The organism is Streptomyces sp. NPDC091287, assembly GCF_044768525.1.
GTDB lineage: Bacteria > Actinomycetota > Actinomycetes > Streptomycetales > Streptomycetaceae > Streptomyces.
The window spans coordinates 35,890-50,044 of the sequence record NZ_JBIVUV010000032.1; the positions used below are offsets into that span (position 1 = coordinate 35,890).

8 protein-coding genes are annotated in these 14,155 nt (G+C 73.1%); 6 read left to right on the forward strand and 2 right to left on the reverse strand.

Translation table 11 applies throughout. From position 1 onward, the window contains the following. Positions 1–51: 51 nt before the first annotated feature. From ACIQRW_RS36635 to ACIQRW_RS36660, 6 genes are all read left to right on the forward strand, one after another. A complete protein-coding gene (locus ACIQRW_RS36635; RefSeq protein ID WP_403769220.1) occupies positions 52–1,224 on the forward strand; it encodes a CDP-glycerol glycerophosphotransferase family protein in 1,173 nt (390 codons plus the stop codon). Positions 1,225–1,361: 137 nt separating this feature from the next. Next, the gene (locus ACIQRW_RS36640) at positions 1,362–2,132 is read left to right on the forward strand and encodes a methyltransferase domain-containing protein (protein WP_403769223.1); all 771 of its coding nucleotides are present in this window, start codon (positions 1,362–1,364) and stop codon (positions 2,130–2,132) included. Positions 2,133–2,143: 11 nt separating this feature from the next. After that, positions 2,144–3,013, forward strand: coding sequence for a TylF/MycF/NovP-related O-methyltransferase (locus ACIQRW_RS36645; RefSeq protein WP_403769226.1), 870 nt, complete (start codon positions 2,144–2,146; stop codon positions 3,011–3,013). 251 nt (positions 3,014–3,264) lie between these two features. Next, on the forward strand, positions 3,265–6,708 hold the full coding sequence (locus tag ACIQRW_RS36650) for a CDP-glycerol glycerophosphotransferase family protein (RefSeq protein ID WP_403769229.1): 3,444 nt from the start codon (positions 3,265–3,267) through the stop codon (positions 6,706–6,708). Then, entirely contained in the window at positions 6,705–9,596 is a 2,892-nt protein-coding gene (locus tag ACIQRW_RS36655; RefSeq protein WP_403769232.1) for a CDP-glycerol glycerophosphotransferase family protein, read from the forward strand. Before ACIQRW_RS36650 ends, ACIQRW_RS36655 begins: the two co-directional genes overlap by 4 nt. After that, positions 9,593–10,735, forward strand: a complete 1,143-nt coding sequence (locus ACIQRW_RS36660; RefSeq protein ID WP_403769235.1) for a glycosyltransferase — start codon at positions 9,593–9,595, stop codon at positions 10,733–10,735. The genes ACIQRW_RS36655 and ACIQRW_RS36660 overlap by 4 nt, the downstream gene beginning before the upstream one ends. 57 nt (positions 10,736–10,792) lie before the next feature. Here the strand turns inward: ACIQRW_RS36660 and ACIQRW_RS36665 are convergent, their stop codons facing one another. Then, a complete protein-coding gene (locus tag ACIQRW_RS36665) occupies positions 10,793–13,021 on the reverse strand; it encodes a CDP-glycerol glycerophosphotransferase family protein (protein WP_403769238.1) in 2,229 nt (742 codons plus the stop codon). A gap of 189 nt (positions 13,022–13,210) precedes the next feature. Then, positions 13,211–14,152 carry a carbohydrate ABC transporter permease gene (locus ACIQRW_RS36670; protein ID WP_403769241.1) on the reverse strand — a complete coding sequence of 314 codons (942 nt, stop codon included), beginning with the start codon at positions 14,150–14,152 and terminating at the stop codon, positions 13,211–13,213. Between the last annotated feature and the right edge of the window lie 3 nt (positions 14,153–14,155).

Here is a 14,155-nt window from a genome sequence, read left to right on the forward strand (position 1 = left end):
GGGTGAACGCGGCTCCTCGGCCGTCCCGACCCGCGATTACGCTCGGCTGCCATGCCCACCCGAGCTTCCGTGAAGCGGTTCGTGCGTCGCCAGGCCATGCGGGCCGCCTACCGCAGCGACCTGCACCGCCCGCTCGACCCGGACCTCGCCGTCTACGGGGCGTACTGGAACCGGGGCGTCGCCTGCAATCCCGCGGCGATCCACGCCAAGGCCCGCGAACTGGTGCCGCACATCCGGGGCGTGTGGGTCGTCTCCTCCCGGCACCGCGACCGGATGGAGCCGGGCGTGCCGTACGTCATCGAGGGCTCGCGCCCCTACTGGCGGGCCATGGCCACCGCCACCTATCTGGTCAACAACTCCAGTTTTCCCGGCGGCTTCACCAAACGGCCCGGTCAGCGCTATCTCCAGACCCACCACGGGACCCCGCTCAAGACCATGGGGCTGGACCAGCGCGCGTACCCCGCCCTCGCCCGGAAGACCGACTTCGCCAAGATCCTCGCCCATGTCGGCCAGTGGGACTTCAGCCTCTCCGCCAACCCGCACAGCACCGGGGTCTGGGACCGCGTCTACCCGGGCGGGTACGAACGGCTCGACCTCGGATACCCACGCAACGACGCCTACTTCACCGCCACTGCCGAGCACATCGCGAAGATCCGCGCCGAACTGGGCATCGCCGAGGGGCAGACCGCCCTGCTCTACGCCCCGACCCACCGCGACTACCGCGACGGCTTCGTACCCGATCTCGATCCGGGACGGCTGGTGCGCGAACTGGGGCCGCAGTACGTGGTGTTGGTCCGCGCCCACTACTTCTACGGGCGGTCCGCCGGCGTCGGCGCGACGGGCGCGGGGCGGGTCGTCGACGTCACCGGGCATTCCCGGGTCGAGGAACTGTGCCTGGCCGCCGACGCGTTGATCGCCGACTACTCCTCCCTGATCTTCGACTACGCCTGCCTGGACCGCCCGATCGTCGTCCACGCCCCCGACTGGGCCGCCTACCGGGCCACGCGCGGGACGTACTTCGACCTGCTCTCCGCACGGCCCGGCGACACCCCCGGCCCCGTCACCACCACCCCGGCCGAGCTGGCCGACGTGTTCCGGACGGGGGAGTGGCGGTCTCCGGAGGCGGACGTGCTGCGCACCGCGTTCCGGGAGCGGTTCTGCCCGTACGACGACGGGCGCGCGGCGGAACGCGTCGTACGGCGGTTCTTCGCCCCGTCCCTGTGACGGGGCCCCGCCCTCGATCTCGGCCGACGCGTCCCGCCACCCGAATGGCCCACGGCGGCCCACCCGCGCCGATTCCTCCGCGCCGCGCGGTCGTTGTGCCCAACAGCCCGCTCACCCCGTCATGTTGGGAGACGCCCATGCACCGGTCCGCCTACGAGCAGATGGAACTCTGCATCAAGGAGTACCTGCCCGTCGAAGGGCCTGCCGAAGGGGCCGCGTCCGGCACCGGGGCCTACCGCGTCGTCGACCTCGGGTCGCGCGTCTCCGGCAAGCAGACCCGTACCCACCGGGCGCTCCTCGCCGACCACCCCATCGACTACTTCGGGGTCGACGTGCAGGACGGCCCCAACGTCGACGCGGTGATGAAGAAGCCGTACCGCATCCCCGCCCGCTCCAACAGCGCCGATGTCGTGCTGTCCGGGCAGGCGTTCGAGCACATCCCGTTCTTCTGGGCGTCGATGCTGGAGATCGCCCGGATCCTGAAGCCGGGCGGACACGCGTTCATCACCGCACCCTCGCGCGGCCACGTCCACGACGCGCAGGACTGCTGGCGGTACTACCCCGACGGGTTCCGCGCGCTCGCCGCCCACTCCCGGCTCGAACTGCGCGAGGCCTACACCGACTTCCCGCCGCGCAAGGGCATCTGGCACGACTACCGGGCCATCGACAAGAAGGCCGCCTACTGGGGCGACTCCGTCGGCGTCTTCCGCAAGCCGGCCCGCTACCCGCGCCTGACCATGTTCGCCGTACGGGAGCTGGCGGTGTGGTGGGCGAACCGGGTCGGCGGCGTGGACGGCGTACCGCTGCCCCGGCCGCTGGACGGCCGTGAGGCGTGCGGACGCCCCGGGACCGTGCCCGCGCAGGAGCCCTCACTCGACCAGGACCCGTCCCGATCAATGGCAGGTTGACGAAAGATGACATGCGGCGCAAACCGCGCGTACTGTCCCGGGGCATGGCTTGGCGCAACGCCGTCAACGGCGTCCTTCAGCAGCTCACCGGATACCAGCTCAGGCGCGTCACGGTGCCCGCCGCCCGTACCGCCCCCGCACCGGCTCCGGCCGCCGCACCCGCCCCCGTAACGGCTCCCGAGCCCAAGGCGAAGAAGCCCGCGCCCGGGTTCCCGGCCGACTACGACGAGGAGGCGCAGGACATCATCCGTGCGGTCAAGCCGTACTCGATGACCTCGCCGGAGCGGCTCAACGCCTTCATCCTCGCCACCCGCTACATCGCCCGGCACAACATCCCCGGTGACATCGTCGAGTGCGGCGTCTGGCGCGGCGGCTCCATGCAGGCCTGCGCCCGGACCCTGCTCTCCGTCGGCGAGAGCGAGCGCGACCTGTACCTCTTCGACACGTACGAGGGCATGACCCCGCCCACCGCCGAGGATCTGCGGCGCGACGGGCGGCCCGCCCAGGAACTGCTGGACGCCCAGGGCAAGGACCGGCCGATCTGGGCGGTCGCCTCGCTGGAGGACGTCAAGGCGGGCTTCGACAACGTCCCGTACCCGAAGGAGCACGTCCACTACGTCCAGGGGCGGGTCGAGGACACCGTCCCCGCGCAGGCCCCCGAGCAGATCTCCATCCTGCGCCTGGACACCGACTGGTACGCCTCCACCAAGCACGAACTGGAGCACCTGTACTCCCGGTTGGCCCCCGGCGGGGTGCTCCTCATCGACGACTACGGCTACTGGCAGGGATCGCGGCAGGCGGTCGACGAATTCCTCGACAAGACCGGTGAGCGGCTTCTGCTGCTGCGAATGGACGAGGGCCGGATCGCCGTGAAGCCCTGACGCGAACCTTCACGGCAGCGCCGAGCACCGAGCCCCGTGCCCTTCCGGTACGGGGCTCGAACGTGCTCCCGGCACGCCCCCGGGGTGCGTGACTCCGCCCTCCGCGTCACCCGAACGGACCCCCTCGGGTGACCCGTCCTTCCGGCGCGGGTTGTACCCCATGGCCCCCGACGGGCCCCACGCCCCGAAGCCCAAGTCCCCCGACGCTCATTGCCCCTGATGTCGTCCGCCCGGAAGGATCGTGCGCCGCGATGGCACCCCGTCTCACCGTCGTCGTCCCCCTCTACAACGTCGAGGAGTACCTCGGTGCCTGCCTGTCCTCGCTCGCCGAGCAGACCATGCCGGATCTGGAGGTCGTCCTCGTCGACGACGGCTCCACGGACAACGGCCCCGCCCTCGCGCAGGAGTTCGCTGACCGCGACCCCCGTTTCCGGCTGATCCGGCAGGAGAACGCCGGGCTCGGCGCGGCCCGCAACACCGGGATCCGTGAAGCTCATTCCGGGGCGGAGTTCCTGACGTTCGTCGACAGCGACGACGTCGTGCCGCCCGGCGCGTACGCCCGGATGCTGGCCGAACTCGACCGCTCCGGTTCCGACTTCGCCACCGGCAACGTGCTCCGGCTGCGGGCCGGCGGGGACCTGGAACAGTCCCCGATGTTCCGCAAGCCGATGGAGAAGGCCCGGCGGGCCACCCACATCACCCGGGACTGGATCCTGCTGGGCGACCGCATCGCCTGCAACAAGGTCTTCCGGCGCACCTTCTGGGACGAGCACGCCTTCGCCTTCCCCACCGGGGTGCTGTACGAGGACATCGCCGTCGTCCTGCCCGCCCACTTCCTGGCCCGCTCCGTCGACGTCGTCGAGGAGCCCGTCTACCACTGGCGCGACCGCGACGGCTCGATCACCACCCGGCGGGCCGTGCCCCGGGGCATCCGCGACCGGGTCACCGCCGTCACCACCGTCAGCCGCTTCCTCGCCGCCCGGCCCGACCTGGCCGGGGCCAAGCGCCGCTACGACGCCCACGCGCTCTCCGGGGACCTGTGGCTGTTCATCGAGGCGCTCGGGGGCGGCGACGCGGAGTTCCACGAGGCGTTCCTGGAGCACGCGGGCGCGTTCGCCGCCACCGTCGAGCCCGGCGTCCTCGCCTCACTGCCCCTGCATCTGCGGGTCAAGTGGCAGCTCATCCGCGAACGCCGGCTCCCCGAACTCCTCGCCCTCCTCGCCGACGAGAAGAAGGACCGGGACACCTTCCACGTCACCGGACTCCTCCGCCCCCGCGCCCACCACCCCGCCGTCCGCGACCCCCTGCCGCCCGCCACGACCGCACTGACCTCCGCCGACCTGCCCGTCCACGCCCACCTCACCGAGGCCGTCTGGCGGGACGGGCTGCTGCACCTGACCGGCCACGCCTACGTACGGAACGCCCCGGGCGGCCCGGTCCGGCTCGGCTGGCTGCGCTCCGGGAAGCGGCTGATCCCCCTGCGGACCCGCCCGGTCCCGGGCGACGAGGCCACCGCCCGCTCCGGCCGTTCCCTGCACCGCTACGACCGCGCCGGGTTCACAGCCGTCGTCGACCCGCGCAGACTCGCCGGGAAGGTGAGCGGCGGGCGCACGACGTGGAAGCTGGAAGCCGTCGTCGTCGGCGCGGGCCGGCCGCGCCGGGGCCCCATGCGGCTCGTCGGCACCCCGGCCCCGCCCGCCGTGACGTACACCGACGAGCGGACCCGTATCGTCCCCGTCCTCTCCGGCAACAAGCTGGAGCTGCGCACCGAACGCGTCGCGGCCGTCCTGACCGGGCAGTCGGCGGTCGAGGACGGCGTGCGCCTGGAGGTGAAGATCCACGGCGACGCCGGGCCGGTCGCCCTCCGGCTCACCGAATGGCGCACCAAGGAGACGCGGGAGTTCGCCCTGCGCGGCTCGCTCGGTTCCCGGGCGGCGGACATCCCGCTCAGCGCCTTCCGGGGACAGGACGACATCTGGGGCGTCCAACTCGTCGGAGAGGGCGCGCCCTTGACGGTGGCCGCCCGGACCGACGGGCAGGACGGACGCTACGCACTGCCCGACGGCCGTGAGCTGTACGCGGCCCCCAACCCCTCGGGCGACCTCGTGCTCACCGACCGGCCCGTCCAGCCCGTCGTCACCTCCGCCGTCCGGGAGGAGTCGGGCGCCCTGATTCTCGACGGGACCTTCCCCGAACCCACGGGCGCCTTCCGGGAACTCGTCCTGCGGCACAGCGGCCACCGGGAGGAGGTGGTCCTCGGTCTGGAGCGGGGAGACGGCGACGGCTTCCGGGCCGTGATCGCGCCCGCCGCCGTCGAGGGGCCCGGCGGGACGCTGCCGCTCGCCGAGGGGCGCTGGCAGCTCTTTCTGCGCGAGCCGGGGGAGCGGGACCCGGAAGCGTACCGACCGCTCCGCCTGAGCACCCCCCTGCACCCCACCCTCCCGACGCAACAGCACATCACCGGCAGGGACTTCACCCTCCAGCGGCGCCACCACGACCGGCTCGTCCTGGAGTCGGCCTCCGCCCTCCCCGTCGATGAGCGGGGCCCGTACGGGCAGCGGATCCAGCGCGAGCGGTACGCCGGACTGCGCGCCGCCACGGTCGACGAACTGCGCCCCGCCGTCCTCTACTCCAGCTTCGACGGCCGCCAGTACTCCGACTCGCCCCGCGCCGTCCACCGCGAACTCGCGGGCCGGAGACGCGACATCGAGCACCTGTGGGTGGTGCGCGACCAGCAGGCGGCCGTGCCCGAAGGCGTCCGCCCCGTCGCCCTGCACAGCGCCGACTGGTACGAGGCGCTGGCCCGCAGCCGGTGGATCGTCACCAACACCCACCTGCCCGAGTGGTTCGAGCGGGCCGAGGGCCAGTGCGTCGTCCAGACCTGGCACGGCACCCCGCTCAAGCGCATCGGCCGCGACCTCGCGGGCACCCCGCACGCCGACGCCGCGTACATGGCGTCCATGGCACACCGGTCCGCCCAGTGGAGCGTGCTCGTCTCCCCGAACAGCTTCTCCACCCCCGTGATGCGCCGCGCCTTCGGCTACTTGGGCGAGGTCCTGGAGTGCGGCTACCCGCGCAACGACCTGCTGTACGCCCCCGACCGGGACAAGACCGCCGCCACCGTACGCGAACGGCTCGCGCTCCCCGAGGGGCGGCGCGTGATCCTGTACGCCCCCACCTGGCGCGAGGACCGCCCACGGCAGGGCGGGCGCCACGGGTTCGACCTCCAACTCGACCTGGAACGGGCCCGGGAGAGCCTCGGCGAGGACCATGTCCTGCTGGTCCGCCGCCACTACCTCGTCGGTGGCAGCGTCCCCGACACCCCCTTCGTCCGGGACGTCTCCCGCCACCCGGACGTCGCCGAACTGCTGCTGATCAGCGACGTCCTGGTCACCGACTACTCCTCGATCATGTTCGACTTCGCGCAGACCGGCCGCCCGATGCTCTTCCACACCCACGACCTGGCCCACTACCGCGACACCCTGCGCGGCTTCTGCTTCGACTTCGAGCAGCGCGCCCCAGGCCCCCTGATCCCCGACCCCGCCGGGATCGTGGCCGCCCTGCGCGACCCGGAAGCCGCGACCGCCGGGCACCGGGAGGCGTACGAGCGGTTCCGGGAGGCGTTCTGCGACCTCGACGACGGGACCGCCGCCGCCGGGGTCGTCGACCGGATGCTCAAGGGGGAGCAGGCATGAGCGACTTCAGCTGTGTGGTCACCGGCGGCGGGGACAGCGAGGGCCCCGGAGGCGCCGACGCCCTGCGCGCCTCCGTGGAGTCCGTGCTCGGCCAGTCGCTGCGCGGAGCCGAGGCCGTCGTGGTCCTCGCCTCCACCGCCGCCCCGGCCGTCCGGACCGCCGCCCGGGCCCTGGCCGACCGGGCCCCGGGGCGGGTCCGCCTCCTCCACGCCGACCCGGCCGCCCGCACCACCGGAGCCCTGCGCAACGCGGGCCTGGACGCGGCGGGCGGCCGGTACGTCCTGGTCCTCGCCACCGGCGAACGCCTCCAGCTCCACGCCTGCCGCAACCTCTGGCAGGCGGGCGAGACCAGCCGCGCCGACCTGATCGCCGGCCGCTGGAGCCGGGTCGCGGACGAGAGCGGCAAAGAACGGGAGCCGTCCTGGCAGGGTGAGCTGTACGCCCGCTCCCGCACCCTCGCCCGCTTCACCGACGCCCCCGAACTCGTCGTCAGGGACGCCCTGGTGACCGGATTCTGTCTGCGCCGCGAGGCCGCCAGGCGGCACGGGCTGCGGTACGAGGAGGACCTGACGCACGGCGAGATCCTCTTCGGCCCGCTCGCCGCCGCCGCGGTCGGCCGGATCGCCCTGGTCCGCCGGCTGATCGTGACCGGCCGGGCCGTCCCCGACCGGGCCCGTGACCTCGCCGCCCTGGTCGAGGCGCACCGCCGGGTCGCCAACACCCTTCTCGCGCGCGGGCTGTCCGAGCTGCGCGAGGAACGGGAGAAGGCGTTCGCCCGCGACCACCTGGTGCCGCTCGCCCGGTCCTTCCCCCGCCTGCCCGCCGCCCGCCGCGACCGGGTCGCCGCGGCCGCCGCCCGTGCGCTGACCGGCTCCTTCCGGGACGGCCTGCCGGGCCTGCCGCCGCTGGAGCGGGTCGCCGTGCGCCTGCTGGCCCGGGGCGACGCCGAAGGGGTCCTCACCGCGGCGTACGCGCTGAGCAGGCCCGCCACCGTGTGCGCGCCGCTGACGACGGGCGCGGACGGCCGGGTGACCTGGGGCGGCGGCGACGCGGAAGGGCCGGGCGTCGACGTCACCGAACTCGGCCACCAGTACCGCACGTTCGGCGACGCGCGGCTGATGAACCGGCTCACCCGCGCCACCGCCGACCGGGGCCGCCTGCTGCTGGAAGGCCGCCTCGTGCTGCCCGGCCACGGCGGGCCCGGCCCCGAGGCCCCCCTCGGCGCGACCCTGGAGTTCCGGGCCCGGGGAGGGGCGCGCGCCGTCGCGTTCCCGGTCGAGGAGATCAGGCACGACGGCAACGGGATCAGCTGGCGCGCGCGGGCCGACGTCGCGCGCCGCCTGCGCCCCGTCGGCGCCCGCGACACGGCGTGGGACGCGCGGCTGACCGTGACCGCGGGGGGCCCCGACGGGCCCCGTTCCGTCAGCGACCTGTTCGCCCCGCAGGACCAGGTGGAAGAGGCCCTCCGGTTCGCCGCCAGGCCCCGGCTCGGGCGGCTCGCCGGGGACACCTGGGAGCCCTACATCACGCTCAAGGACCACTTCGCGCTCCGGCTGACCGCCCGCCGCCGCCCGGCCCGCACCACCCGCCGCCTGGTCCGCTACGCCACCCGCTTCCGGCCCGCCCGCAAGGCGAAGCTCCTCGCCCGGTCGCTGCGCAAGCGCCTGGACCGCTACCGCTCCCGGGGCTTCAAGGTCCCCGTCTACAACACCTGGCTCACCCGGCTCCCCGTCCGCCGCGGCTCCGTCGTCCTTGAAAGCCACATGGGCACCTGCTACGGCGACAGTCCGCGCGCCCTGTACGAGGAGATCCGCCGCCAGGGCCTGAAACTGCGTGCCACCTGGTCCTACGACCCCTCCCCGGCCGGCTTCCCGGACGGCGCGCGCCTCGTGCGCCGCTGGTCCTGGCGCTACCTGTGGGCGCTGGCCCGCGCCGAGTACTGGGTCGACAACCAGGGCTTCCCGCAGCAGCTGCGCAAGCCCCGGCACACCACGTACCTCCAGACCTGGCACGGCTCCGCGTACAAGCGGATGGGCTTCGACGAGACCCGCGTACGGCTCCAGAACGCCACCCAGCGCGAACGGCTCCAGCAGGCCGTGGACCGCTTCGACCACTTCCTCGTCCGCTCCGAGCACGACGTGAACACCCTCGCCCGCGCCTACCGGCTGCCCGAGGAACGGCTCCTGCGCACCGGCTACCCGCGCAATGACGCCCTGATCGCGGAGCGCGACCGGGCCGAGACCGAGGGACGGCTGCCGCGCCCGCCGCTCGCCGGGGCGCTCGGGCTGGACGACCACAAGAAGACCGTGCTGTACGCCCCCACGTTCCGGGGCGGCCCCGGAAAGCAGCGCAGGGCCCGACTCCGCCTGGACGTACGGGAGTTCGCGGAGCGGTTCGGCGACACCCACACCCTGCTCGTACGGGCCCACTACCTGGAGTCCGCCCGGCTGCCGGTCTGTCCGCCCGGGACCGTCGTCGACGTCTCGCGCCACCACGACGTCAGCGAACTCCTGGCCCTCACCGACGTGTTGATCACCGACTACTCCTCCATCATGTTCGACTTCGCCCTCCTCGACCGGCCCGTCGTGCTGTTCGCCCCCGACCTGGAGGCGTACGCGGCCGAGCGCGGCAGCTACTTCGACCTGCGGGAGCACGCCCCCGGGCCGGTGACCGCGACGCAGGACGAGCTGTTCGCGACCCTCGCGGAGCTGAAGAAGTCCGACACCCGGTACGCCGACCGACGCAGGGCGTTCACCCAGCGGTTCGGGCCCTACGACCGGGGCGACGCGGCCCGCAGGACCGTCGCCGCCGTCTTCGGCCACGGAGCTTCCCGGGGCTCCCGGGGCGCCCGCCACACCATCGACCACGACCGGGGGGCCGGCCGATGAGCCGCGACGTCTTCATCGTCTCCAACAGCACCGACGAACTCGGCGGCGTCACCGGCTGGATGCACCAGACCGCCCGCCTCCTCTCCGGCCAGGGCCACCGCGTCCACACCATCGGCATCCACGCGTCCGACCTCAAGATGGCGCTGCCCGCGGAGCCTGCCCACCCCGTCACCGCCCTCTACCCCGCCCACCCCCCGACCCCCTGGACGCCCCACGGCGTCCGCGACCGCTTCCGCCTCCCCTCCCGGCGCAGGGAGGCGGCCCGGGTCGCCGCCAAGAAGCAGGCGGTCGCCCGGCTCTCGGAGATCTTCGCGACCGCTCGCCCCGGCGCGGTCGTCATCGTCACCCAGGTCTGGGCGATGGAATGGGTCGGAGAGGCCGACACCACCGGGCTGCGGGTCATCGGGATGAGCCACGAGTCCTACGGCTACTCCCGCGCGAGCCACCGCTACCGGTGGATCAAGAACCACTACAAGGACCTCGACCACTGGCTCGTCCTCACCGAGGAGGACGCCGACCAGTGGGCCGGGGACGGCATGAACAACGTCGGCTTCCTGCCCAACGCCCTCTCCCGCCTCCCCGCCGTGCCCTCCCCGCGCACCGCGCGGACCGTCGCCAGCATCGGCCGGCTCAGCGACCAGAAGGGCATCGACCTGCTCCTGGACACCTGGGCCCTGGTCGCCCCCGCCCGCCCCGACTGGCGGCTGCGCGTCTACGGGGCCGGCGAGGACGAGGCCGCGCTGAAGGAGCAGTGCACCAGCCTCGGCCTCGACGGCTGTGTGGAGTGGATGGGCCGCACCGACGACGTGGAGCGGGCCCTCGCCGAGTCCTCCGTCTTCGTCCAGTCCTCCCGGGGCGAAGGCTTCCCGCTGGCCCTGCTGGAGGCGATGGCGAGCGGTGTGCCCTGCGCCGCCTTCGACTGCGCGCCGGGGGTGCGGGAGATCGTCCGCGACGGCGAGGACGGGCTGCTGGCCCCCGCCGGGGACGTCGCCGCCCTCGCCGACAGGCTGCTGCGGCTCACCGGCAACCCCCGGCTGCGCGACGCGATGGGCGCACGGGCCCGGTCCGGCGTCCAGCGGTTCTCCGAGCCGGAGAACCTGCGCCGCTGGGAGGAGCTGTTCGCGTTCCTGGAACGCTGAGCACGCGCTGAGCACGCGCTGAGCAGGTGCGGAGCACGCGTTGAGCGACCGGCCGGGTCAGCCCATGACGCCCGCCCCGGCCCCGTCCTGCGCCGGAAGGGCCGCGGGCGTCCGGCGCGCGGCGGACGGCATCGGCAGCGGCAGCCCGTCCGTCTCCCCGAGGAAGACCCGCCGCACCACCCGCTCGGCGGCGTGGCCGTCGTCGTACGGACAGAACCGGGCCCGGAACGCGGCCCGCAGCTCCGCCGAGCGGGAACCCCGCCAGTGGTCCGTCGCGAAGATGTCGAACAGCTCGTCCTGGCCCCGGGCCACGATGCCGGGCGGGAACGTCGTGATGTCGAAGTACGTGCCCCGGGCCGCCTCGTACGCCTCGATGTCGGCGAGGTGCAGCACCACCGGGCGGTCCAGGTTGACGTAGTCGAACATCAGCGACGCGTAGTCGGTGATCAGCGCGTCCGACGCGAGCGCCAGTGTCTCCACGGACCGGTGCCCGCTGACGTCGATGATCCGGGGATGCGGCGCCCGGTGGCCGCCGGGGCCCGCGGGGCGCGGCGCCCGGGCCAGCACCACGAACTGCGGGCCCAGGACCCGGACCAGCCGCTCCAGGTCCAGGGCGGGCCGCTGGACACGCCGGTAGTCGCGGTGCGTCGGGGCGTACAGCAGCGCCGTGCTGCCCGCCGGGATCCCCAGCGTCTCGCGCAGCCGCGCCACGTCGGCCGGACCGGTGCGGTGGTACACGTCGTTGCGCGGCGATCCGTACTCCAGCGTCGTGTACGCGGACGGATAGGCCCTCTCCCGTACGAGGGTGGAGTGCGGGTTCGCCGAGAGGGAGAAGTCCCAGGTGTCCACCGAGCGCAGCAGCTGCTCGAAATCGGTGCCCCGGGCGGCGGCGGGCCGGTCCAGCAGATCGGTGCCCACGGTCCGCAGCGGCGTGCCCTCGTGCGTCTGGAGCAGGATCTGGCCCCGGCGCTTGACCAGCCCCCGGTCGAAGGCGGAGTCGTTCACCAGGTACGCGGAGCGGGCCAGCGCCGTCCGGTGGGCGAAGGTGCCGGGCGCGAGGTGCCGGGTGCCGGTCGGCACGGTGTGGGCGTCGACGGGCCGGCAGATCCAGGCCGTCCGCACCCCCGGGACCAGTTCGCGGACCTTCGCCTCGATCGCCGCCGGGCTGCCCGTGTACCCGCCGCCGCCCCGGGCGGCGAACACCGCGTCCCGGGAGCGCAGCGGCAGCCGCAACTGGATCCGGTAGTGCGCCCGCAGCGCAGCGCCCCGCACCGCCCGGCGCACGGCCGCCACCCCCCGGCGCAGCCGGCCGCCCAGGCGCTGGGCCCCCGACAGCGCTTGATAGGTGCGCCGCGCGCCGAGCCGCAACAGGCCGTGCCGCAGCAGAGCGCGACGGGGGACCGGGGCGCCGGGGGTGCGGTAGCGGCGGCAGGACGCGGCCGCCCGGCGGAAGAACGCGGCGCGGCTGTGGAGCGGCAGCCGGTCCCGGGAGGCGAACAGCGCCGAGAAGTGGTCCAGCATCCGGCGGAACATCACCGCCCGCCACAGGGCGAGTTCGGGGCGCGAGTCGATGAACGCGAAGACCCGGTCGTACTGGTCGAAGACGTCGAAGTGCTTCTCGCTGGTGGTGGAGAGGATGTTGCCGCGCCGCCGCTGCCGGTAGGAGACGCAGACCGCGTCCAGCACCGCGATCGACCCGGCCGACATCAGCACCGGGTAGGTCCAGGGGGTGTCCTCGTAGTAGCCGGGCGGGAAGGTGAACCCCTCGGCCTCGATGAACGCGCGGCGGTACGCCTTGTTCCAGACGACCATGAGGAGCTGCAGCAGCTCGGGGCGGTCGGTGAGCCGGAAGCGGTCGGGCCCGCCCTCGTCGAGATGGGCGGCCAGGACGTTGCGCACGCTGCGGCCCGTCCAGTACGTGCGGGCGTAGTCGTACATCAGGACGTCGGGCTCGCCGGTCGTGTCGATCCGGTCGGCGATGGTCTGGAGCGCGTCCGGCAGCAGGGTGTCGTCACCGTCGAGGAAGATCAGGTAGTCGCCGCCCGCCCGGCCCATCCCGGCGTTGCGGGCCGGTCCCAGGCCGGTGTTGCGGGGGAGGTGCAGTGCGGTGACACGGGGGTCCCGGCTGGCGTAGTCGTCGGCGATCGGCCCACAGGCGTCGGGGGAGCAGTCGTCGACCACGACGATCTCGTAGTCCTTGAAGGACTGGGCCAGCACGGAATCCAGACACGCGTGCAGATACGCCTGGACCCGGAATGCGGGCACGATGACGGAGAACCGGGGCACTACACATCCATGGGTCGATCGTTCGCGGGAACCAGGCAGACCGCAAACGTCGGATGGAATGACAGGGTTACGCCGGACGCGGCAATCGGGGGACGGAGACGGCGAAGCGGCCCGGTTCCGGGGAACCGGGCCGCTTCGGGTTGACGTACAGCCGTACGCCTTCGAGGGTGTACGGCCTTGTGGCGAGGGCTACTTGACCGAGCCCGCCATCACTCCGGTCACGAACTGTCGCTGGAAGGCGAAGAACACCACCAGCGGGATCACCATCGACACGAACGCGCCGGGCGCCAGTACGTCGATGTTGTTGCCGAACTGGCGTACCTGCTGCTGGAGCGCCACGGTGATCGGCGGCGACTCGGAGTCCGCGAAGATCAGCGCGACCAGCATGTCGTTCCACACCCACAGGAACTGGAAGATCCCGAGCGAGGCGATCGCCGGACCGCCCAGCGGCATCACGACCCGGACGAAGAGCCGGATCTCGCCCGCCCCGTCGAGCCGGGCGGCCTCCAGCAGCTCGCGGGGGATCTCCGCGAAGAAGTTCCGCAGCAGGAAGATCGCGAACGGCAGGCCGAACGCCGTGTGGAACAGCACCACACCGAGCGTCGTCTCGAAGATCCCGATGGTGCCGAAGAGTTCGGAGACCGGGATCAGCGCGACCTGCACCGGCACCACCAGCAACCCGACGACCAGCAGGAACCACCAGTCGCGGCCGGGGAACTCCATCCACGCGAAGGCGTATCCGGCCAGCGAGCCGATCACCACCACCAGCACCGTGGAGGGCACGGTGATCATGATCGTGCTCACGAGCGAGCCGGTGATCGTCGAATTGTCCAGCAGCCGCTGGTAGTTGTCGAAGGTCATCTCCGACGGGGCGGTGAAGACCTTCCACCAGCCGGTCGCCGCGATGTCCTGCGGCCCGCGCAGCGATGACAGCAGCAGGCCGATCGTGGGCATCAGCCAGAACAGGGCGACCAGGATCAGGAAGACCCGCATCACCCCGCCGCCGGCGCGAGCGGCGATCCGGGCGCCGAGGGACTGCTTGGCCTTGGGCGCTTCGGGGGCGCCGGCCTGCCGGGAAACCGCCTTCTGGCGGCCGATACGCGCGGTGTTCACTTCTGGTGCGCTGCTCATCGG

Coding starts and splice junctions, on each gene's coding strand:
- ACIQRW_RS36640 (WP_403769223.1), top strand. CDS start 1,362: ATGCACCGGTCCGCCTACGAGCAGATGGAACTCTGCATCAAGGAGTAC.
- ACIQRW_RS36655 (WP_403769232.1), top strand. CDS start 6,705: ATGAGCGACTTCAGCTGTGTGGTCACCGGCGGCGGGGACAGCGAGGGC.
- ACIQRW_RS36645 (WP_403769226.1), top strand. CDS start 2,144: ATGCGGCGCAAACCGCGCGTACTGTCCCGGGGCATGGCTTGGCGCAAC.
- ACIQRW_RS36635 (WP_403769220.1), top strand. CDS start 52: ATGCCCACCCGAGCTTCCGTGAAGCGGTTCGTGCGTCGCCAGGCCATG.
- ACIQRW_RS36670 (WP_403769241.1), bottom strand. CDS start 14,152: ATGAGCAGCGCACCAGAAGTGAACACCGCGCGTATCGGCCGCCAGAAG.
- ACIQRW_RS36660 (WP_403769235.1), top strand. CDS start 9,593: ATGAGCCGCGACGTCTTCATCGTCTCCAACAGCACCGACGAACTCGGC.
- ACIQRW_RS36650 (WP_403769229.1), top strand. CDS start 3,265: ATGGCACCCCGTCTCACCGTCGTCGTCCCCCTCTACAACGTCGAGGAG.